Origin of the sequence: Baaleninema simplex PCC 7105, from assembly GCF_000332355.1 — a bacterium.
Lineage (GTDB): Bacteria > Cyanobacteriota > Cyanobacteriia > Cyanobacteriales > Geitlerinemataceae > Baaleninema > Baaleninema simplex.
Genome location: NZ_KB235959.1, coordinates 95,499 through 117,530 on the forward strand (window position 1 = coordinate 95,499; position 22,032 = coordinate 117,530).

At 44.7% G+C, this 22,032-nt stretch carries 16 protein-coding genes; 2 read left to right on the forward strand and 14 right to left on the reverse strand.

What is annotated here, in order from left to right:
- The first annotated feature begins 435 nt into the window (after window positions 1-435).
- Window positions 436-3,075: a family 10 glycosylhydrolase gene (locus GEI7105_RS31600; protein ID WP_071592113.1), complete on the forward strand. Its 2,640-nt coding sequence runs from the start codon at window positions 436-438 to the stop codon at window positions 3,073-3,075.
- 577 nt (window positions 3,076-3,652) lie between these two features.
- Here the strand turns inward: GEI7105_RS31600 and GEI7105_RS33745 are convergent.
- The 3 genes from GEI7105_RS33745 to GEI7105_RS37650 form a co-directional block, all read right to left on the reverse strand.
- Window positions 3,653-6,664, reverse strand: a complete 3,012-nt coding sequence (locus GEI7105_RS33745) for a GAF domain-containing protein (RefSeq protein ID WP_017662269.1) — start codon at window positions 6,662-6,664, stop codon at window positions 3,653-3,655.
- A 216-nt stretch (window positions 6,665-6,880) separates the two neighbouring features.
- The gene (locus GEI7105_RS0120395) at window positions 6,881-8,167 is read right to left on the reverse strand and encodes an AAA family ATPase (protein ID WP_017662270.1); all 1,287 of its coding nucleotides are present in this window, start codon (window positions 8,165-8,167) and stop codon (window positions 6,881-6,883) included.
- A gap of 136 nt (window positions 8,168-8,303) precedes the next feature.
- The gene (locus GEI7105_RS37650; protein ID WP_144053962.1) at window positions 8,304-8,570 is read right to left on the reverse strand and encodes a hypothetical protein; all 267 of its coding nucleotides are present in this window, start codon (window positions 8,568-8,570) and stop codon (window positions 8,304-8,306) included.
- Between GEI7105_RS37650 and GEI7105_RS0120400 the strand changes: the two genes are divergently transcribed.
- Window positions 8,564-8,746, forward strand: a complete 183-nt coding sequence (locus GEI7105_RS0120400; protein ID WP_144053963.1) for a hypothetical protein — start codon at window positions 8,564-8,566, stop codon at window positions 8,744-8,746. The two genes, GEI7105_RS37650 and GEI7105_RS0120400, sit on opposite strands and share 7 nt — an antisense overlap.
- Window positions 8,747-8,820: 74 nt before the next feature.
- Here GEI7105_RS0120400 and GEI7105_RS0120405 read toward each other — a convergent pair whose 3' ends face one another.
- From GEI7105_RS0120405 to GEI7105_RS0120450, 11 genes are all read right to left on the reverse strand, one after another.
- Window positions 8,821-10,737 carry a TIGR03986 family type III CRISPR-associated RAMP protein gene (locus GEI7105_RS0120405; RefSeq protein WP_083862476.1) on the reverse strand — a complete coding sequence of 639 codons (1,917 nt, stop codon included), beginning with the start codon at window positions 10,735-10,737 and terminating at the stop codon, window positions 8,821-8,823.
- Complete coding sequence (gene csx19 / locus GEI7105_RS36230) at window positions 10,738-11,526, reverse strand: type III-D CRISPR-associated protein Csx19 (protein ID WP_017662273.1); 789 nt, start codon at window positions 11,524-11,526, stop codon at window positions 10,738-10,740. It abuts the gene before it with no gap.
- Window positions 11,523-13,049, reverse strand: coding sequence for an RAMP superfamily CRISPR-associated protein (locus GEI7105_RS0120415; protein WP_017662274.1), 1,527 nt, complete (start codon window positions 13,047-13,049; stop codon window positions 11,523-11,525). The genes csx19 and GEI7105_RS0120415 overlap by 4 nt, the downstream gene beginning before the upstream one ends.
- Window positions 13,042-14,586 (reverse strand): RAMP superfamily CRISPR-associated protein, encoded by a 1,545-nt coding sequence (locus tag GEI7105_RS0120420; RefSeq protein ID WP_026097819.1) that lies wholly within the window; start codon window positions 14,584-14,586, stop codon window positions 13,042-13,044. The genes GEI7105_RS0120415 and GEI7105_RS0120420 overlap by 8 nt, the downstream gene beginning before the upstream one ends.
- Window positions 14,583-15,266, reverse strand: a complete 684-nt coding sequence (locus tag GEI7105_RS35260) for an RAMP superfamily CRISPR-associated protein (protein ID WP_071592090.1) — start codon at window positions 15,264-15,266, stop codon at window positions 14,583-14,585. The genes GEI7105_RS0120420 and GEI7105_RS35260 overlap by 4 nt, the downstream gene beginning before the upstream one ends.
- Window positions 15,229-16,929: a Cas10/Cmr2 second palm domain-containing protein gene (locus tag GEI7105_RS0120425; protein ID WP_017662276.1), complete on the reverse strand. Its 1,701-nt coding sequence runs from the start codon at window positions 16,927-16,929 to the stop codon at window positions 15,229-15,231. Before GEI7105_RS0120425 ends, GEI7105_RS35260 begins: the two co-directional genes overlap by 38 nt.
- Window positions 16,926-17,186: a hypothetical protein gene (locus GEI7105_RS31615; RefSeq protein WP_017662277.1), complete on the reverse strand. Its 261-nt coding sequence runs from the start codon at window positions 17,184-17,186 to the stop codon at window positions 16,926-16,928. Before GEI7105_RS31615 ends, GEI7105_RS0120425 begins: the two co-directional genes overlap by 4 nt.
- Before the next feature lie 63 nt (window positions 17,187-17,249).
- Complete coding sequence (locus GEI7105_RS39105; protein ID WP_017662278.1) at window positions 17,250-18,332, reverse strand: PDDEXK family nuclease; 1,083 nt, start codon at window positions 18,330-18,332, stop codon at window positions 17,250-17,252.
- A 341-nt stretch (window positions 18,333-18,673) separates the two neighbouring features.
- Window positions 18,674-18,853: a hypothetical protein gene (locus GEI7105_RS0120435; protein ID WP_017662279.1), complete on the reverse strand. Its 180-nt coding sequence runs from the start codon at window positions 18,851-18,853 to the stop codon at window positions 18,674-18,676.
- A gap of 171 nt (window positions 18,854-19,024) precedes the next feature.
- Window positions 19,025-19,930 carry a class I SAM-dependent methyltransferase gene (locus GEI7105_RS0120440; RefSeq protein ID WP_144053964.1) on the reverse strand — a complete coding sequence of 302 codons (906 nt, stop codon included), beginning with the start codon at window positions 19,928-19,930 and terminating at the stop codon, window positions 19,025-19,027.
- Window positions 19,931-20,839: 909 nt separating this feature from the next.
- Window positions 20,840-21,991 (reverse strand): transposase, encoded by a 1,152-nt coding sequence (locus GEI7105_RS0120450; protein ID WP_026097821.1) that lies wholly within the window; start codon window positions 21,989-21,991, stop codon window positions 20,840-20,842.
- Window positions 21,992-22,032: the final 41 nt, after the last annotated feature.

A 22,032-nucleotide genomic window follows, 5' to 3' on the forward strand; every position in this document is an offset into this window, starting at 1 on the left:
ACGCACGCTGCAAGCTGGCCTCGGTCTACCCTAAAATTAAGTTTTGACGCTGCACTAGCTTATCGGGAAAGGATGGAGTATCAGGAGGCGATCGCGTTCAAAACTGCTTAAAATTCCTGTTAGAGCGGTACGCTCGCCGTACTGACAACCTATCCTTTACTTAGCTCCCACACGCGAAAGATGCTATTCTTTTCTAGAAAAACTCAAAACCGCTCGAACGTTTTTAATACTCAAAAAAACAAAAATAAGATACCCAATTATAACACAAAAAAAGAAAAAATAAAAGATAGAAACTCGATCGAACATAACAGTCCAAACCGCGATCGCCACCCAGACCTCGGCTCCCCCTCTCCCCCTCTCCCCCTCTCCCCCCTCTCCCCCTCTCCCCCCTCTCCCCTCTCCCCCTGCTCCCCCTCTCCCCTCAAACGTCTCGCTGTGGCACTTCTAGCCATCTCCACCACCTTCATGGGGGGACTGGCGGCCGAAGCGGCCGAGCGTCTGGGCGTTCTTCGCAGTGACGACAACCTCGATATTTGGGAAGGCATCGAACGGCGTCTCGAGGGATCTGCGATCGACTATCAGGTATTCGACTGGCAAAACGTGCGATCGCTGTCCGATTTCGGTCGCGCGACCGTGCTGTTTCTCCCCGATCGCGAAACCCTCACCCGTCGTCAAGCCGACTTACTCGCGCAATGGGTCGATCGCGGCGGACAGCTTATCGTCAGCGGCCCTTTGGCAGTAGACTCCTCGCGGCGAGTGCGGCGACAGCTCGAAGAACTGCTAGGCGTGCGCTGGACGATCGCCCTACCGCAAGCGGCCTCGCTGCAATTGCTAACCGACCCCTGCGATGTCGAAAATTCCAACTGCTCGAACCCGTTGTGGATGCCCGCGACACACACCCATCCCCGACGGCCCGGCGGTATTCTGCAACTGGTGGACGATCGCGCCCGAGCGTCGGCCTACTGGCGCGTCACCGGACGGGGCGTTGCCATTGCCGTTTCGCCCACTGCAACCTATTTCGGGTGGTCGTGGGGGGCTGGAGACGAGAGTACTGTTGAGTTCGATCGCGCTTGGTTAGAAGGAGCGATGGAGCGTCTGAACGCCGAGAGTCTCGCCGCTTCCCCCAAAACCTCACCGACGCCAACTCCCCAAATTTCGGCGTCTCCGTCTCCAGAACCGACGCCAACTCCCCAAATTTCGGCGTCTCCGTCTCCAGAACCGACGCCAACTCCCCAAATTTCAAGTTCTCCCCCCCCGATCGCTCGCAGCGACAGCGACACGACTGAGATCGAACTGAGCGATCCGGCCTCTCAAACCGCCCCCCCTGGCTTGCAAGTCGAACCCGGCGACGCCCCCATCGACAACGTTATCGCCTTGACGATGCAAAAGGAACTCAGACAACTCCTCGGTCGAGTTGAAAGTGCGATTCTCGCCGCACGAGCGGCGAATCCAACGGATGCTGAGAGTCTCGAACAACTCCAAGCCAGTCGCGATCTCGAAACGGTGTCGTCTTCACCGGACGCCGTGGAACTGGCCGCGTCAGTATTGCGAGCATTTCCAGAGTGGGTCGATCGACAAAACTACCGCCAAGCGCGATCGCAGTGGCTAGAAGCCAGACAGCAACTCTGGAACAGCTATCCGAACGATCGCCTGCGAGCGCAACCGGAAGTCCGAGCCATTTGGCTCGATCGCGGTTCGATCGTCAAGGCGGGATCGAAAGCGGGTTTAGTGGAGATGTTCGATCGCTTCGCCTCCGCCGGAATCAACACCGTTTTCTTTGAAACCGTCAACGCCGGTTATCCCATTTATCCGACAGAAATCGCCCCGGCGCAAAACCCCTTAACGGAAGGTTGGGATCCGCTTCAGGCGGCGATCGAACTGGCGCGAGAACGGGGAATGGAACTCCACGCCTGGATTTGGACGTTTGCAGTGGGAAACGAACGTCACAACCTGCTTTTAGGGCAGTCTTCAGACTTTCTCAGTCCGGTTCTCCAAGAACATCCCGAGTGGGCCAATCGCGACGATCGCGGACAAATTCGTCACCCCGGTTCTCGCAAAACCTTTCTCGATCCGGCCAATCCCGAGGCGCGGTGGTATATCATTCGCGTCATCGACGAAATCGTCCGCAACTACGAAGTAGACGGCATTCAACTCGATTACATCCGCTATCCGTTCCAAGATCCGAGCGCCGAACGGACTTACGGTTACGGAGACGCCGCACGCCAGCGATTTCGGGAGTTAACGGGAGTCGATCCGATGGATTTGTCTCCCCGTCAGGTGGACTTGTGGCAGCAGTGGACAGATTTTCGCGTCGAACAGATTACGTCGTTTGTGGCGGAAGTCGATCGCCATTTGGCCAGTCGCGATCCGGATTTAATTCTCTCGGTAGCGGTATTTCCCCAATCGACACACGATCGCATCCATAAAATTCAGCAGCATTGGGAAACTTGGATCGAAAACGGCAGCGTCGATCTGGTGGTTCCCATGACTTACGCCCAGGATACCAACCGTCTCGGACGTATTGTCGAGCCGATGTTAGAAAACGTTCCCGTCGGCGTTCCCATCGTTCCGGCGGTGAAGTTGCACGGACTTTCTGAAATTGTGGCGATCGACCAAATGCAGTTAATTCGCGATCGCGCCACCAACGGTTATGCGTTGTTTGCGGCGGAAATGTTGGACGATCGCCTCTATGAAATTCTGCGTCGTACTCAGGGGGAAGCGAAAAACGATCCGATTCCTTACCGACATCCGTTTAAAGCAGCCTCGGCGCGATATCGTGCGTTACAGGGAGAGTGGCAAGCGGCTTTGGCGACAGAACGATTGTGGATTGATGATGAGGAGTTGGTGCAGTGGCAAGCGGCGGATTTGGAGTTGTCGAAGGCGCTCGATCGCCTGGCGGAAAATCCCACGAAGGACAATCTTTCAGTGGCGATCGATCGGTTGAAGGGTTATCGATCTAACTTTTCGGATTGGTTGCAGTTGCAGCGGTTGAGCAATCCCTACCAGGTGGCGACGTGGCAAAATCGTTTGGTGGCGATCGAGACGTTGTTACGCTACGGACAACGGAAGTTATAGTTAGGGTTTGTAAAAAAAGTTAGCGGTAGGGTGCGTTAGGCAGCTTGGGAATTTTGGGGAAACCAGACAATTTAATTTCCGCCGTAACGCACCGATTTTCTTGGGGAAAGTTAGCGGTAGGGTACGTTAGGCGGCTTGGGAATTGCGGGAAAACCAGACAATTTAATTTCCGCCGTAACGCACCGATTTTCTTGGGTAAAGTTAGCGGTAGGGTGCGTTAGACGGCTTGGGAATTGCGGGAAAACCAGACAATTTAATTTCCGCCGTAACGCACCGATTTTCGGAAAGTCTAGCTTGGGTAAAGTTAGCGGTAGGGTGCGTTAGGCGGCTTGGGAATTGCGGGAAAACCAGACAATTTAATTTCCGCCGTAACGCACCGATTTTCTTGGTTAAAGTTAGCGGTAGGGTGCGTTAGGCGGCTTGGGAATTTTGGGGAAACCAGACAATTTAATTTCCGCCGTAACGCACCGATTTTCTTGTATGTTGGCGGTGTACCTTGGTGGTGCGTGACGATTTATTGGTCTAAGGATTTACACTCGATTTTTCAAGTCACGTACCCTACCCTCTTACATTTATCTCACAAATTTAAATGGTGTTTCAACTCCGGTAACACCTGTTGGAACGATCGCCACAAACTCGATCGCTCTGACAAATCTACCATCGTTCCTTTAAGAATTTTCAACGCCGTTTTCGCCTGTTTGTGCTTCGCTGGATGGCTTAAATCGCTTCCCGACTCCGCCAACCGCGCGATTTGCAACTCCGCTTCGGCGCGATCGTCTTCATCTAACTCCGGCGAAGTGGCGATTTCGGCTTTCAACCGTTCCAAGCGATCGACGAGGGTTACAGCGTCGGGATGTGGCGAGGATTTCAACCGATCTAACTTACGGTTGACATCGGGTTCGATAAGTTGCGAGTCGATCGCGAGTTCGATACCCACTCGCATCTGTTGAATCTCCTCGAGTTTCTGCTTGGCGTCTACCGAACCCGGTTGTACGGACAAAATACGCTCGAACTGTACTGCGGCATCGTACCAAATTCCCCTTTCAAACAACTGTACGCCATGCTCCCACAACGATCGCACGTACTCTTCCCCGTTGCGAACGCGATCGACGCGATAGGCGCGACGGTAACACCCTACCGCGTTCTCGAATTGCTGGGTGTCCAAATACACCTGCGCCAACTCGAACAAGGCGTGAAAATGGTTGGGGTTGCGATCGAGGGTTTGACGGTAAAGTGCGATCGCCGCCTCGGGATTCCCTTCTAAACGCAACTGTTTCGCGCGATCGTATCGGTGTTGCGCCTCCTTATCCAACCGTTCCAACTCGAAAATCTCCCGCGACACCGGATAGTTTTTCACCAACCACCGCCGAACGATATCCACCACCACGCGATCGCGATGGATGTAATGCCAATCCTCCAACCGCTGGTAAGCTCGATAGAGAGATTCGACAATCTCGACTCCCTGATTTTCCAAAACTGTAAAGGCTTTTCCCGACTGGCGATCGCTCGAAAACACCGCTTGCTGTAAAATCGTCGCAGCGCGTCGGTTGAAACTCTCCATCACCTCAATGTCGGTTTTCGTGAAACTGGTTCGCCATTGCGCTGGCGCTTCGGGCCAGTCTTCGGGATGATAGGGTTGATAGTGTTGGCCGGGTTTAGTTTTGTTCACCAATTGCGTGACGCCGATGAGTTCCCCGTCGGGATTGAGAACCGGCATACAGAGTAAACTACAGGTACGGTAGCCGTTCGCCTTATCGAATTTTTTCGCCGTATGAGATCCGTCATAGTCGTACAAATCGAAAGAAACGTTCGTAATTTGGCGGTTTTGTGCGACTTCTCCAGCAAATCCCTCGCCGATCTCCAGTTGCATTTCCTTTAGCGATCCGTCCGCTCGAGGAATTTTCGTCCATAATGTCTTAGAATTGCGATCGAGCAGCCATACCGTGGCGCGATCGGCGTTGAGAAGCTGTTTCGCCTCTTCCATCACCTGCGTCAGCGTCTCTTCAAAAGAAAGATGGCGTTCCCCGAGAGAGTGTAACGCATCGACGAGTTTATCGACGTAACGTTGACGCTGAATCGCCTCGTAAAACTTCCGCGACGATTCTAAAATCAACAGCAGGAAATTGGCAAATCCCTTAAAGGTTTCAGTATCGCCGTCACTAAATCCCGGTTTTTCGATTTGTTCGCAGAGGGGTGCGTTGACATTGCGATCGCTCTTTAACTTGTTAATAAACTGAATCACCGCCACTAACTCCCCTTGATTGTTCGAGAGGGGAAGCGTCAACATCGTATAGGTGCGATATCCCCGTTCTCGTTCGATTTGTTGCGCCGTTTGCGATCGCGGATCGTCGTAAAAATCGAATTGAATGTTCGTCGCCTCTTTCGACTGCGCCACTTCCCCGGCGATTCCTAAATTTTTGGGAAATCGCAGTTCTTTGTCTTCCCCCTGTGCGACGATCGACCAAAGTTCGTCGTTTTCCTCATCGAGAAGATAAATCGTCGCGCGATCGGCGTTGAGAAGTTCGGCGATTTTATAGGCGATGGATTTTAACATTCCTTCCAAGACTTGGAAGAATTCCCGACTGACGGGTTGGTTTCCAAAGCGAAACTCGTTCGCTTGAGTTTCAGGAAAATTGTCGAGAGAAAGTTGTGCGATCGCCGAAAAGACGACTCGTTCGGGAATCGGTAAACCGTCGCGAAACCAAGCCAAACCCGCTTCGCCAAGTTCGATCGCGCGATCGCAAATGCGTTCGACATCTAGCTGCGTTACAGTTCCTAAAATTGGTGTTTCCAGTCTCGTATGGTTTGGCGATCGAACAGAGTGCGACTCCCGCGCTTGTGCGAACAGCGCGAAACAGACAACTTGCGTAAAATAAGGATGTCCCGCCGTTAAATCGAGGACGGCGCGAATTGCATCAGAACTGTAATTTAAAACACCTTTTGCGGGTTCGATAATGGCGCGTTCGGCGCTTGTTTCATCGAGCAAACTAATTTCTTGGTGTGGCGCTTCTTTAAACAGGTTTAATAACGTCGGAACGTCACTGAGTTGACGTCCAATAGTGGGAATGGCGTAAAGGCGATCGAACTGACGAACTAAGCTGTTTAGATAGGGAAAAAAGTGATGTGCGGCGGCGTCGGGACGATCTTCAACCAGAACGTCAAATTCGTCGAACAATAATACTAAATTTCGATCTTCTAAAATTTCAAATAGATGCGGTAAAAACTCGTCTGCAAAGCGATCGGGATTTTCGAGAAACTCAGATTTTGCAGCGATTTCAAGTTGCGATCGCGACAGTTCCAATTCATCTCGAATATCCCGCGCGATCTCCCATAAAACTTCTCCGAGTTTCTTTTGACTTTTACCTTCCAAAGAAAGATTGGCAAAAACAAAGTTCTCTAAAATAACTTTCAACGGAATTTGTGTGAGTATAGAAGATTTTCCGATTCGCCTCTGTCCGTGAAGTAAAATAATTTTAGAGCCTTGAGTTAAGCTATCTCGAACGAATTCAAACAACCGTTCTCGCCCAAAAAAATTAGACGATTTCCGAATGGGACGACCGATAATATAAGGATTTTCAATATGAACCATTATTCACAAAAATGATATCGAGCATCCTTTGATATCCAATTATTCTCAAAATAGGTTGGATTGAGAGAACCAAAACCCAACAGAGCCAGTTTCTTTGTTTTTAATAAGACCTCAATATCGAAATTTATTTCAATTTATTCTCCGTGTCCTCTGTGTCTCTGTGGTGAACTCGATCGGTCGGGTGCATTTTACCTGTCAAATACAACTCCTCAACCCTCAAACACCCCCAAACTTAGCCACGATCCAAGTCACGATCGACTGAACCGTATCTCGATATTGCCAAAGCGTGCGGATCGTATTCTGAATTTGCGACGCGCGATCGCGGCTCATCAACTTTAAAAATACCTTTTCGCGCCGTTGTAATTCCGCCTCATCGCTATTTTCAATTTCCCGAACCACCCACCATTCCATCACCGACGACGCGAACTCGTAAATTATCTTTTCATCGCGACGAAACTGTCGTAAAACTCCCCGTTCCTCCAAATCGATGAGTTCCCGATTTCGCTGACTGAAAATCAAATCCAAATCGCCGATCGCATACTGGCGATCGTGCAACCGACCCTCTAAATGCGACAACGCCACCAACATCATCAACACCTGTTCGATATCCGTCGAAAACTCCCAAGTATCCCGAAAAAATTGCTCCGTCTGACTGATAAAATCCTGCGTAAAGCGATCGATTTGTGGCGTTTGCTGGTTTTTCTGAATCGCGTAGAGTAAATATCCCGCATTCTGCAACAACGCCGGATGTCCGTCGGAGATCGATCGCACCCCGTCTTGTAACTTCGACGAAACCGGAATCCACAACGGCGAGTTCGAACTAAAAAATCGCGCCTCCACCTCAGCCTCAGAAAACGGTTTCAACGGTTGAAACAAATAATGGTTGTACCACGGCGAACCACTCGGCGGAAGCGTAGGCCCCAGTTCTGTGAGGCGTCGAAACGTCGTGACGATCGTAGACAGAAACTCCCCTTCTCGCCGATGTACCGCCAAATCCCGAAACTCACTCAGGAAAATCAGCATTTCCGCTTCCGTATATTTCTCGTTTGGCGATAACGCACCGTCGTAATCGTCGAGGAGTAACAACAGAAATTTATCGCGCCGTCCCAGTTGTCGCAACAAACTGCGAACGTCAGACATTTCCACGATGTCTTCAGTAAAAATTGTGTCGATTTCCTCAACTAACACCTCGTCCTCTTGCACTTCCTCTCGCAGCTGCATCAACACTTCTCGCCAAAAGCGATCGGGGGTAAACGGTAGAACGCTCGTCGTACAGTTGAGATAGATGGCGATCGCCTCAGAAAAATCCTTTCCCCGCGATTCCCAGACTTGTGGCGAGGCGAGATACCGCAACAGCGACGACTTCCCCATCCCCGGACTTCCGTAAAACGCTGCGTGTGCGCGTTTGGCGATTTGGTCGAAGGCGATGTTGACTTCTAACTCCCGTCCGACAAAATACTCCGGTCGAACCGGGCCACCGACAAAAAACGGATTCGATGCCATAAGTTTGTAGACGCGAGAGGTGGTGAGGTGCTAAACCGATTGTAGCGTCGAGGGAGTTGGCGATGTCGCCACTGAAAAAACCCCTGCTGTAGCGACAGGGGTTGAAGCTTAAAGATGCGGTATCCTCAGACGGAATCTAAACCACGCTGACGAAATCCGTGGCTTCAATCAGCGACGCATCCACGTTTTGCAGCAAGACCGAGGTGTTTTCGTTGAATTCGATGAGTGCGCCGCCCTTAGTGGTGCAGAAAAGTCCTGAAACCCTTGTTAGAAAAGATATCGCCGTATTAAAAGGTTGTCCGCAAAATCCCAGATCGGTAAATGGCTGCCGGAGATCCCCGGCATCTCCAAGATGCCGGGGATCTGGTTCTATTCCTAATACATATTTTATGTATTTTGTCAATCCCCGATCTTGAAAAGTTTTCTGCACCACTGAGGTGCGCCGCCTTCGACGTTAGTGGCGATCGCAGTCCGCGACTGGACTTCTGCCAACAACTCTTGAGGAAGAGCGATCGCATCAACACCATCCTTAAAGTCCGTCACGATATCGTTGCCAAAGCGGAAGCGGTCAAGATATGAACTACCGATGAGGATATCATTCGGTTTGTTACCGAAGCTGTAGTTATTGCTGAAGCTGCTGATAAATTCAAGTTTTAATGGTTTTCAAAATCACTAGGTTTTGCGATCTGCAAAGGAGTTGGTAAAACTCGCCGCTCTTTATATTCATTCTCGTCATTTCCTAGGCGAGGTTGTTGTTTGCGCTCAATTTCCATATAACGCCTTTGCTCTAGATATTCTTGCGATGGATCTTCTTCCCACTTCAGCATTTCCAGAAGCATCTGGATTCGGCGAATATCTTTAAAACTCCCATGTATTCTAAGTTGTTCTAGCATATAATTTTCAAAGAGTTGCTGGCAGTCTGGATCGCTTTCCAGAGTTTCTGCTGTTTGCCAGTTGTTACCCTCAAATAATTGAGTATATCGTTTAGTTCGATCGCTCAAGTACAGCTTAGATTCAATTTTGACGGCTCCCATACCTAAAGGTTTTCCCATTCCGAGCTTTAGGCGATAGCTATCGTTGCGAGCGATATCGAGAACCCACATTAATGCCCCTACCTCTACATGACTTAGGTTTTCAAAGCGGATAGTGAACTCAAATTTTACCCCTTTTTTGATTGGTTTAATCTCAGTTAACTGAGTATCAGGCGACTCCTTTGGATTTGGATGTTTAAAATTAGGGTCATTCCCTTTATGCCAGTAAAGCTTGTGTCCTCGAATAACTGTCTCTTCTCCAGGTTTACTGGCATAGTGTTTTAGATTCTTCTTGTCAGCTTTCGTTTCTTCTGGCTGAACTAAATAGTGTTGAAATGTAGTGGGTTTAGGACTCGCCAGAATTTGAGGAGTTACTCGATCTTCTTGATTGCCAGCATACCAAATACCATTTTCATCGCTTTTATATTTGGCATTGCTGAAGAAAACTCGTCCTGCCCGTTGTTTCTCTATTTCTTTAGGTAATCTCTTTTCTGGGATTTCACGTCTAACCCAACCAAAAATAGCATCTGCCAAATCCACGATAGTTATATCTTTCAAATCGTCAACAATCGTTATATCTTTCAAATTATCTGGGATAAAATCAACAGCAGAAGCCGCTCTTGTTTTTCCCTCTGGTATGTATGGAATTCGGAAATTAGGACTTTGACCAAATAGTCTCACCGATTCTCCACGTTTAGGCTGGCAATAGAAAATAGGTCTACCATCTTCCAAAACACCCCTATCTTCTTGAAATGGATTTTTGTTAGGATTATTTTTATTCTTAAAAAACTTGCCATTCTGAAAACTGGTGAGTGAGGCTTTGTAATCTAAAATTGCATCTGAACTAATTTCAAGACGCTCATTTGTCGTTTTAAGAGGAATAATATAGTGATACTTACGACCCTCCTTGCTGTTCAGTTTATTTTCTCGTTCAGATTCTGTAGTAATATTGCTCGTTTCTAGCATATTACCGCTAGTTACTAGCCAACCTTGGTTGTCTTTATACTCTTGAATATCTTCACTAACCCATACAGATTTACCCTTAACCTTAAAACTTACTTGAATATATTGCGGAAGATAGTTCTCTTCTTTCATTAATACGAGAGAGGGAAGTTGTTTCGCGTTGATGTCATTTTTGTTTCTTGGTTCTTTTATTTTTGTATAGTTATTTCTTCCGATTTTAATAGCCGGACAAATAAGCCATTTTTGAGTGTGTTTATCAAACTTTAAGTAACCGGCCTGCACGTTTTTTAGAATATCTTTATAATGTTTTAGTGGATCTTCATCATCCGCAGCAACAGCACGAAAGAAAAACTTTTGATATTCAGATACCAAATCGATTTTACTGAAGCTAGCTATTTCTACCAAAGTTCTCATCATTCCTCGTAAGCTACTGCCTGGAATCACAGGAAGTTTCGTCTCTTCATCGATGTAGAAAAACTCTGGCAGATCTTTCGCTTCTATTTGCTTTTGAAATTGATCTAGTGTTAGTCCACAGCGAGTGTAAAGAGGAGATGAGGTCGTTAAAGTGCATTCGATTCAACCTGTATTGCGATCTGTGTAGTAACGATCGTTATCTCGCAATTCACCATTAGCATCTAGCTCTGCTTCAACAACCTTATCGGGGAGTTCGACAAAATTATAAGGTGCGATCGCTTTTTTTTTATTGTCCGGAACTTTCTGGATATGCTTAGGTGTCATTTTTTTCTCTGGTACAGGTTTTAACTTAACTAGACGACTGAGAAAAAGTCGAGCAATTCCCGAATCATTATAGTCAATGTAATGACGAACGAGTAATCGCACTGGACGATGTAGCTTCTGTTTATTCTTACTGAAATAATCTTCTCCTACAGATATAGGAACTGCATGTTTCAGTCCTTGAGAACCATCGGAGAGAAGAGTAAATCCATTTCTCTCGCCATCCTCTTGATTATGACCTTTTTCTTTTTGAGTTCCCCAGAGAATTTGCCATTCTTCAAGATAGTCCACTTCTAGGTTATCTTGAACGATGCGAGATTGCCAGCCTTCATCAGTACGCCACAGCAAGATTTCTCCATTGTCTCCAAATATTCGGCACTGCTGAAGCGTACAGATTCGGAGTTTCGGTAAATCTACTCTAAAAATTTTTCCATCGAACACTTCGTCAGCAGTAATCAGCTTGTAGTTATCATTAAATTTCCCCCAAATCACTCCATCTTCAGCATGAGCTAAAAGATATTCGAGTTGCCATTCTTTAGCCTGCTTCTCTATCCAAGCACTCAAAGTATCGTTATTATCTTCTTTTATAATATCCGTAGATAGATGGGAGAGACATATTAACTTATTCATGCTGTCACCTTTACCTTCCTGACAAACTCGCTAACAAAAGATTCTAATTCCCGAGCATTGCTGATTTTTAAGTTTTGACTATTTTGATTTTGTTTGATTGTCCAAGTCTCGTTGCCTTCTCCTGGCGTGTATCGCGTCATTTCTGCCTCGATACCTTCTAAACGACCTCTGCCAATACTACTTTCTCCGCCAACAGGTAAATCACTTGTCCATAAATCTTTCAGCAGTAGCAACAGCAAGCCAATTTCAGCATCACTGGGTTGACGTAACTCTAACTCTAAAGTTACCCGCGTACCATTTTTACCAAAGATGGGTTGTTCGTCGAATAATGCGCCATGATAAGCACCTCCCGTAAAGCGATCGATCGCAATTCGATTTTGTACTAATTCTACAGCATTATAAACAACACTTTCGCGAACAACTAAACGACTTGAATTCGCTTTCTTTGCAATTTCATCTTTATCGATCTTTCCAAATAGATCGTCAATCAGATCGTCAATCAGATCGTCAATCCTAGTTTTACAATCGCCTAAAGTCTTGACAATTCGTTCGGCACGATGTCGCAATACTCCAGCTAAACTTGTTCCCGATAAAACAGGTTCCTGGTTTTCTGGCTGCTGAGAATTTTTTCGATAAGATTTCAAATGTACGACATCGGGAACAGGATCGGTCGAAAAATGACCAGAGCGGATTAGTAGAGAACCTGCTAATTTAAAGGTTGCTTTCATGAAAAAACGACAACGCTTGTCCGATCTTGTAATTTTAACCTTGAGGATATCTGCTATTTTTCCCTGTTGGAAAATAGAATCTTGGGGATTCGGATTACACTTTCGATCGAAAAGCAACCATGCCAATCTTTGTCGATAGCCTTGTAAGTTAAACTGCCAAACATCCCAACTTTCAACATGGCAACGTCCAAATCCTCTGTTCTTTTTCATGCCGATGTTAATTTCCTTGTTTTCTAATCCTTGTAATGCCAAGACTAGAGCCTCAATAAGTAAGTTTTTATCTGTGTCTTTTTCAATCAGTAATTCAAAGCAGAGAGGGAATTCAGTGCCAGCAGCCAGGAGTTCTAGATCGTACTTATTTTTGTCATCTGCTGTTCCCGTTTGATTGTTAATTTTGACTCCATCACGAATTTCAATTTTAGGAACTTCACTGCTAATCGAATCATGAATGATTAAAGGACTTTGGTTGCCATTTTCATCTTTACGTTCTGCACCAAATAAATAAGTTGCCAAGTTTGCTATGTTATTTGGATTTTTTGGCTCATCTTCTTGGTCATTATTTCTTTTTGGGTATCCATACTGATATTCATAAACATAGTTTCGTAAAGCACCCGCGATCGATGCTCCAGTTAGGAGAGCATTAGAACTAATGCTGTCGCGCAGAAGCATCAAGTCAGTAACGCCTTCAGCGTCGCCACTTCCTAAACAGGTTGGTGTATCTAACACTAAAGTTCCGCGAACAATAATACGTTCGATGATGTGACGTTGGCTACGTTTTAAACGCTCGTTACTCATCGACCTTCTCCTTCATGGCATTTTTGGCGATCGCCATAATTAACCGTAGGCTATACTCTCTTTTCAAGTCATCTGTAAGAGTGACTTCTTTCCCTGCAATTTCGACTGGCTCAACACGTTCCTCAAGCCAATCTCCCTTTAATATCTCATCAATTTTTTGATGGAGTTTACTACGTTTGTATTGTTCGCAAGCTTTAGAAGGAAGTTGCTTTAACAAGTCCTTGAGAGGTTTATAACTGTTTTCGTCTAGAGCTTGTCTTGTAACAACTATCAAACGAGATAACTGGCTATTTGTTATCCGATTGACTTCTAACTGGTGAATCTCAACTTGTTCTAAAAGTAACTGCTCTAACTTCTGGCGTAAAATTCGATCTGCCATTTGACGTGCTAGAATCTCTGATTCTCGTTTTTGTAATTGAGGCTGCTTTCGTTTACTTAGCTTTTGTCTATTGGTTTTTTTGACAGGAAATTCGCGTTCCTTTAATCTCCAGTTGACAGCAATCCGTCCAAACCCTTCTACCCTTCGCTCACCAATTCCCTCTGCTTCTAGCTGACGAATTTGCTCGGGAGTAATTCCGACATTCTCATAAACAAATACGCTACCCGCTTTGACGGCTGGAACTTGCGGTAAAGGCAAACCCCATTTTCGATTAAATCCACCAATTACAACACTGTCAGTGTAAGCAACTTTGGGTTTATCTAACTTAATCCCTAACTTTTCTGACAGTAGCTGAGTTGGAGGTATGGCTGCATAGTGTCCCCACTTATCGCGGAGAATCAAGTCACTGAGTAGAGTGATTTTAATAATATCACTTTTAGCTCTTTGTTCTACATGACTTTCTACTTCACTCCAAGAATCCTCAGGTTTAACATCGCCGATCTTAGTATGACCGTATCCTGCACTTCTCGATCCTCCCAACCAAGCATCAGGCGATTGCAGTAAGTCTTGAATCAGTTGAACGAGCTGTTCGTCAGCTTCGTGACAAAGAATAACACCCTGAAAGGTTTGTCCCGCATCTATAGCATCGTAACAGAAAATTTCTCCTTCGGTTTTGGTGGCGCGTCCTTTGCGGCGATCTCGCTGGTTATGAATATTAATTCTGCGATCGACGGTATACTGCCTAACATATCCTTGTTCTTCTACCCAAAATTCATCGCTCGATTGATATTGAACAGAATTTGAACTAGGTTTTTTTACACTAAAATCATAAAAAAGAATACTTTCATCATCAGTTTTAATCTCTTCTCCCTTCTGCTTTCGCCAAGAAAGAAGCGTCGGAGCAGTGCGGTGTCCTTCTTGACTTTTTAAATAGGCATTCAAGTAGCAAGTTGTCCCGTTAAAGAATAAACATCTAGCTTTTTCATCAGATACAATATCTAGATAATCTCTCGAATCTTTGAGATAGCGACTAATTATCACCCCTCGAATCATACTCCCCGGAATATAAGGATAAGACACATCACTATTGGGATCGCCTTGAAATGAAGTTGCTAAAACAGGCTGTATGGTTTTAAGTGAAAATGTAATTGCTTTCATGCTGCTCCCCCCTCAGCTACACCAAAATGATCCACTAAAGTTAAATCTGCTGTAAGTTCCCTTGATGTCGAGTCAAATAAATGACACTGTACATACCCTCGTCCTCGGTTTCTACCACTTCCTACTCTTTTTAAAGCTAGGCTTCCCACTGTGAGCAGTGATAAAGCATCATTACTAGGTTGAATCTCAAAACTTAAGGCTGCTGTAAATCCCAAATTGCGCAACACAACACGAGAAGATCGTAAACTACCTTCGTCTGGCGTTCCTGTTTTGGGATCGATCGCTGTTTGGCGACGAATTGTTGTCAAAGAGTTCAGAATATCAACTGATGTTAATTTTTTATTTTGTAGTTGCATCTGATACGCGACAGCTTGACGCAAATCTTCCGGTAAACAAGCATCACCAACGTGCATTGTTGAAATAGTATCCCGAGTGCTTCCCGGTATCCCAAAGACATTAAAAGCAACATTTTCCCAATACTCTTGCAGACTAGGAGTTGGTAATGCTGTGATTAAATTATCACATTCTTCTCTCAATAATCCCTTTAACGTTCGCCCCCGTAAATACGGAAATCCATAAGCATCGTGTTCCACTTCTCGATCGACTAAACCTGCGACTCCATCCCCACGTCCAAACGTCGTATCACTCAACAACCTCATTCGCAATGTGTAAACAATCATCTGAATCTCCTTGTTTTAAAGGAAAATAAAATTCCATTGCTTCAATCGCATCAAAATAACCACAGCGATCTTCAGTCCAGCCATTAGTTTGTAGATCGTCTAGATCGTATCCTCCTTTCAATAAGGGTAAATCGCCAATACTGTAAGCTTTACGAAATTCGTTAGTTGCTTTCCTACCCTCTCGCAATTTTTCTCGTAACGCGATAATCTTATTACGGCGATTTTTCCAGGTTTGACAGTCTTTTAAATTCCCCTTAAAACATTCAACTGCATCAGTGAAATTAGTCCAAGTACGCCAGCGATCGACTTCATCTTCTATGAAAATAGGACGCATTGTTAAATCGCCCTCATTGACTTGATATTCTCGTTGACGAATTTCACCAATTGAACCCAGTAAACCACTGGATGCGATATGCCAATCCATTGCAGAAAAACTGTTTGTATTCCCTATGTTTTGTTTCTCATCTCTAACAAAACTTTTTGCATTCCTACATAACGCCTCACTCAAGGCATAAGCTCTAGCAAAGGGATAATGAGACTTCACAATACAAACTCCCGCACAAGCGGTCATAGGTTGGCCGTCAGCTAAATATAAATTTGGCTTTTGTAACGTTTTTAAAAAAATTGCTGCTAATTCTAACCCTAATCTGCCATCACAAACAAAAGTAATGTCATCACCTCCGTACACAAGAGGACGAAATGGCAAGTAAGGTTTTCCATCTTGGGTAAAGATAGAAAATTGACCCATAACCTTGCCTTCTGAATCTATTGAATTAATTAAAATTTGAATTACTCTTTCAATTGATTTGAATCCTGCTCGATCTACAGACTTAGATAAATTCCGTATTCGATAAATGTAATCACGGTTTTCAGAGCTATTTTCAACATACTTTGTAAAACGCTCTCCCATGCTATTACCATCAGCGTGAACGATGGCATAGTAGCTATTGTCATCTCTTGTCCGTCCCAGATGATCCATGCGGTAGGGAAATTGATATGGAGTATTTTTTAACACTTCTTGAAATTTCGAGCGTATGGCTTTATTTGCCTCATTTGTTGTTTCTCCATGTTTAGATGAAACAACTCTAAGTTTTTCTTCGGTTTCTCTGGAGATAAAATATATGTCTTCTTCTCTATCTTCTTTGTTAAATTTTATATACTCCTCACTGGTATTAACAGCAGGTAGCTGAGTTGACTGACAGGTTGCTGTAACTCCTAATCCCAATAAAGGCACTGAAGTCCTTCTCGATCGCTTTTGTTTTTCTAATTCTTCTTGGAGCAACTCGACTTTTTCCTTGAGGCTACCATCATCATCCCAATTAAACTCTATATGGGCAGCCACAAGATTTACTCCTGGTGCTTGCTTCAGGAGTTTTCGACTGAGTTTTTGAGTAAATTGTTTGGCAATATCTACCGACTTAAATAATAGCAGTGCATTACCACCTCCGACATAAATTAGTTCTCCTTTAAGTCCACTATTTTTGATTGAAGTTTCCTGTTGATTCCTTGGAGCTCCTAAAGCTTCCAATTCATCCCTGACCCAGTCCCCTGTAGCTCGATCGACTAGATAGGATGCACCAATATTTTCCCGCAGACGGTTACTGTTGAAAATATAAGATTGAATCCCTGTGGTATCCAATGCTGTCACTACATAATTACTCATCGATTTGCCTCCTGATTGTTGCGGTCTATCCAATCGTCAATACCATCAGCTAAATTGGCTAAGTCTTGACGACCAAACACTTGGATTTTTTTGTCAGGAATAGCAAATCTTACCTCATCCTTGATATATTCAGGAAAGTCGTAACAACAAACAAGAGCAACTCGGGCTTCATCACCTCCTAACTGTCTGGCACGCAAATGAGCTTCAAATAACTTTTGTTTGGGTCTTCGGAGTTTGTGGTTATAAATGTATAGCATGATACAAAAAATTGAAGATTCGAGAGCCAAAACCCTTGAAATCTCGTGAAGTTAGTTTTTCTGTCACCCTAAACTCCGAAGAGCCTTTTGTTTGCACAGATCTTTTTCACTACTAGTTGTACAAGAAATGGCGAAAAGTTGGTATCCTTTTATAAAAGCAACATCAAACTCAAATCTTTCTCGCCATGTTTTTTGAGAATCCCTGACATGAAATGACATCATACTTTCTTTGATGCCAAACTTATTCTGAATCTCCTTGACTTGCTGTAAGACATAACTCTCTAGCCAGGTTCCATCGAGCCATTCACAAACATGAGTTAAGCTATCAAACCCCTTTTGCTTCGTAATATTAAGTTGGAGATTCTCTGTAGAGGTATCGAGGTTCTCTCGTAGAATCTTCTTGATAGATTTTGATAAACCATTTAAGCGAATGCGAATGGGGGGGGTACAGTTGAGGTCGTCTTCTTCTTTCCATTTAAAGCCAACTTTAGTTTTCTCTTTAGTTAGAGGATGAAGTTTCTGGCCGCACCAATTTCGCCATTCCTTTTTAAGTTTTTCATTACGATGAAACTCAGCAAACTTAGCTTCGATCTCAGGCAAAACAGGTTCTGAACGAGGAGGTTTATTATCAAGCCACTCGTTATTATTGTGTAGTTTAAAAAGAGTTTCTAAGTTTAAAGGTGGATCGAGGGTTACATCAAATTGTAAAGGTTGATTACCTTCTCGGTCAATCCACATCTTAAGTGTGCGTGAGTCGAGATAGCTAAAAACAGCATCAGCATCGGTATTGCATTCTTGAATAGTTCGATATGCATGAACTGCCATCGCTTTTGTGCCACCTGTATAGTTCAAACCCAACGTTTGTGTGTTGGGCAACTTTAAGCATTTTTTTTGAATTTTCTTGTGTATTTCGTATGCGTTAGATCCATCATTTTCTAAATAAACTTCACAAGTTTTAATATTGTGTTGTTGAAGAACATTCCTGTTCTTTAGGCAGTTTTTTTGACTTTTGGTTTGGTTGGTAAATACAAGATAAACTGTGCCACTTTCATTCAAAAGCGTTCTGGCAGCAACATAATTCGGTAAAGGATTTTCACCGATCAGCAAAAACAGATTATCAACTTTGTAGTCATCCAAATTTTTCATGTATCTCTCGCTCTCTCTAACGATCCCCAAACAATAATTTAAGACTTCAAATCTCTTTGAGTACTTTATCTTACCCTGAGATAAGATCGATCGATAGTTAAATATTTATATTATTTTTTTACAGAAGTTAACACAGGATTTACAACTTGATAACAATTTATCGAGAAATCGATCGCTTCATTAATTCTCACACCTATTCCAACACCATTAGGGGGAATGTCTAGCACGAACACCCACTCCTACTATCTGTCAAGTCAGTCTAAATCTCACTATTATCAATACGCTGTCAGCACTTCCCCTAAACTACTGTTCAGCTTAGTAATTTGAGTAATACCATTTTCCTAAATCCTCGATTTAGTGACAGGTGGGCAATGTCCACCTTGCCCCATCCCCGGACTTCCGTAAAACGCTGCGTGTGCGCGTTTGGCGATTTGGTCGAAGGCGATGTTGACTTCTAACTCCCGTCCGACAAAATACTCCGGTCGAACCGGGCCGCCGACAAAAAACGGATTCGATGCCATTTCTGTCCCCAGTGAGTCGAGATTTACCCCCGAGGCTTTCCAGAAATTCTAACACGGGTGTATTTTATCGATTCGAGATTCGTACGATCGCCGACGGGTATCCGAAGGTTTTCAAAGTAGACGAACGAGACATTCACTTACAGGACAATTTCAATAGAAGCATTGTGACTTCTACTTAATGCCAATCACAGTCATTCCACGAAATAGCAACGGTGTATTCGCGACTAGCTTTCTAAGTGAATAGGGAGACACTTCAAGGATAGTCTCGACAGTTTTTAAAAGCATATTCATAGATTCATTGAGATGTAGTTTTAAAAACATTTTATTTTTGTTCTTTATCCAAAAAACATCCCGAAATCCTGCTTGCAAAAAGATACTGCGAAGTTCGGTTAAAGTATATTCCTTTAAATGAAAGCCCGTGGCAACTTTGTCAAAGTATTTAGAAATATCGTGAGGACCAGACAAACGATTGGGTGTGATGCAAATATAAATACCGTCAGGTGCTAAGGCACGATAGATATTTTTGAGCTGATCGAGTGCGTCCTCTGGGTGTAGATGTTCCATTAATTGATGGCTATAAGCAACATCAACGCTGTTTTCGGGAACTGGAACGCTACGACCGTCAGAAATAATGAATTCAAAGTTGTGGGGGAACTGTAAATTTTTGGTAATTTCTTTTGAGACATCGACAGCATAAACCTGAGTAGCTTGTTTGGCAACCTCAAGAGATAAGCTACAGTCTCCGGGGCCGAGTTCTAAGTAGGTCGTTTCAGGCGTTAAAAACCGTTTCAATAACGACATTCTTCGATCGATAATCCATTTTTGGACATCTGGAGAGGTCGCCCGTGTAATTTGAGGGTGATCGGTAACTTGTTGGTAAAGTTCGTTGTAAAGTTGTGTGTATAGATATTGCCGTTCTTGAAAAGCGGAGTTTTTCAAGCGTTGAGCGAGTTCTTTTTCAATTTGATAGTGTCTCTCAATTTCGGAAATACTTCTGGATATATGTTTTGTTTTTTTCACGTCTTTAGTTAACACTCGATTTATGTAATTTGTAGTTTGTTCGTATTCTGAATTCATTTTATTTTGCATGAATTTTGTGTAATTTATTAGATTTCTTTTGTTTTGTACAATGCAAAACTGAAAATTCGTAGACTTACAGTTTTACGAAGTTCGGATTGAAAAACAAGGGTGCATCTCACTTTTGTAAAATATGAGTTTGCGGTAGGTTGGACTTCGGCTTCGCTCAGCCCATGGGTGGAGAGATAGCGAAACCCAACAACAGCTCAATTCAGTGTAGAGACTCCGATCTGATAAATTTACATTTTTGAGATGCACCCAACAACAATCATCAATTTTGCTTGTAAAACATGATTGTTATATGAAGTTCAGAAAGCAAGACTTTGGGTTTCGACCTCAAACAGCGTTTTACAGTACTGACTTGCGTACTGATTACGAGTCGCCCATCGAATTTTTATTTTTATTTTTTTGATTTACCCAAATTTGACTCTCAAAAAAAGCAAGCCAAAATCAAAAAATGAGATGCACCAAACTAAGAGTTTTTCTATCTTCACAAACTATTACTGTTGTGAAAGAAAATCTCGAGTCTTAAAATCGACGTATCTAATTTGCGTCGAGATAATGAAAATTTGGAAGCCACAGCCTCCGTTGCGAAAGAAGAAAAATAATTTACTGGCATTGTTTGGAACGATTATAGCACCGAGAAGTTTATTCGTGTTTTCGATCGCATAAACTTTAAAAACCCCTGCCGTTACGACAGGGGTTGAAGGTTAAAGACTCGGGTTCCTCAGACAGAGTCTACACCACACTGACAAAATCCGTGGCTTCAATGAGTGATGCATCGACGTTTTGCAGTAAGACCGAGGTGTTTTCGTTGAATTCGATGAGTGCGCCGCCCTTAGTGGTGCAGAAAACTCAGAAGGGTCATAGGGATTGACAAAAAGCAGCCGTTCTGGAGAGAAGAGAAAATCAAGCGGTAGAAACCCGAGCGAACTCAAGGCGGAGTTGCAGATGTCGTCGCTTGCGCCTCGAGGCACAAGCCGTAGGAGGATTGCACCTGGGTAGAGGTGTTAAGAGAGGATAGCCCAAGCCGAGATAAAGGCGACGCTGAATCTCGCGCAACCCCAGTTGTAGAAAGCTCAAACCGCGCTGACTGTGCCAATCGAGGCGCTTTCGTTGCCCGTGAAACATCACCACAAGAGCCAGATGCACTGCCAGTAGATAGGCCAGAGCCAGTAACATCAGCAACCGACTCAGAGCCTCTGCCGAACGCAGGCGAGAACGCAATAAATCGAAAGCTGCCGATTTGTAGTCTTTGAAAAGGGGTTCGATGGCACCAAAGCGTTGGCCGTATTCCGAGAAGGTTTGAAGAGAGGGGTCTTTGTCCGTGACCAACGACCCGGCTTCCCCCGCCTGAGACAGGTTGGCCAGGGCCAGATGACAAGGAATCTCGTCGCGAACTGTAACATGGCGGTAGAAGCGAGCTTCCTCCTTAGGGGGCAGCAGTTGGGAGACCGGATAACGCCGACCGTTCTTCAAAGACACCAGCAAGTCCGATTGAGTGCGAATACACCAATGCCATTGATGCTGCTGACACCAATCCATTAGAGCCAGATGCTCGAAACCTCGGTCTGCCAGCAAAGTGACCGTACAGTCCGAGGGAAGAACTTCTCGAGCTGACTCTAACACCGGACGGTAGGCTTCAAAGGAGACGCTGGCGCTGGCATGTTCGATGACCTCTTGAGCTAGAGGAATCGAGCGTCCTCCCCAGACGAGACTCACCTCCATCAGACAGTATTGATTCCAGAACAGGCTGGTATCTAAGGCCAGAGTCACCTCCATGCCCTTCCATCGAGACAGCCACACTTTCATGACTTGTTGAAAGTAGTCTTGAGAGGTCACCGCCGGATTGTTTAGGAGGTACTCCAAGCGAGCCATGTGACTGCGCCCCTGACAATTTCGGTGGCCTAGATAGGGTAGCCAGTGACTTAGGCAGGCACTTCCCGATTGCAAGATGGCGGCTACCACTTCCGAGACTCCTCGTAAATGTCGTTGGTCTTTGGGCTTAACCCATTGACTTAGCTGGTCTTCAAGTTGACGATAGAGATGAGGGGTCATGATGCTGATGTGCTAGTTGAGGAACTCGAACATCGCATCTGACC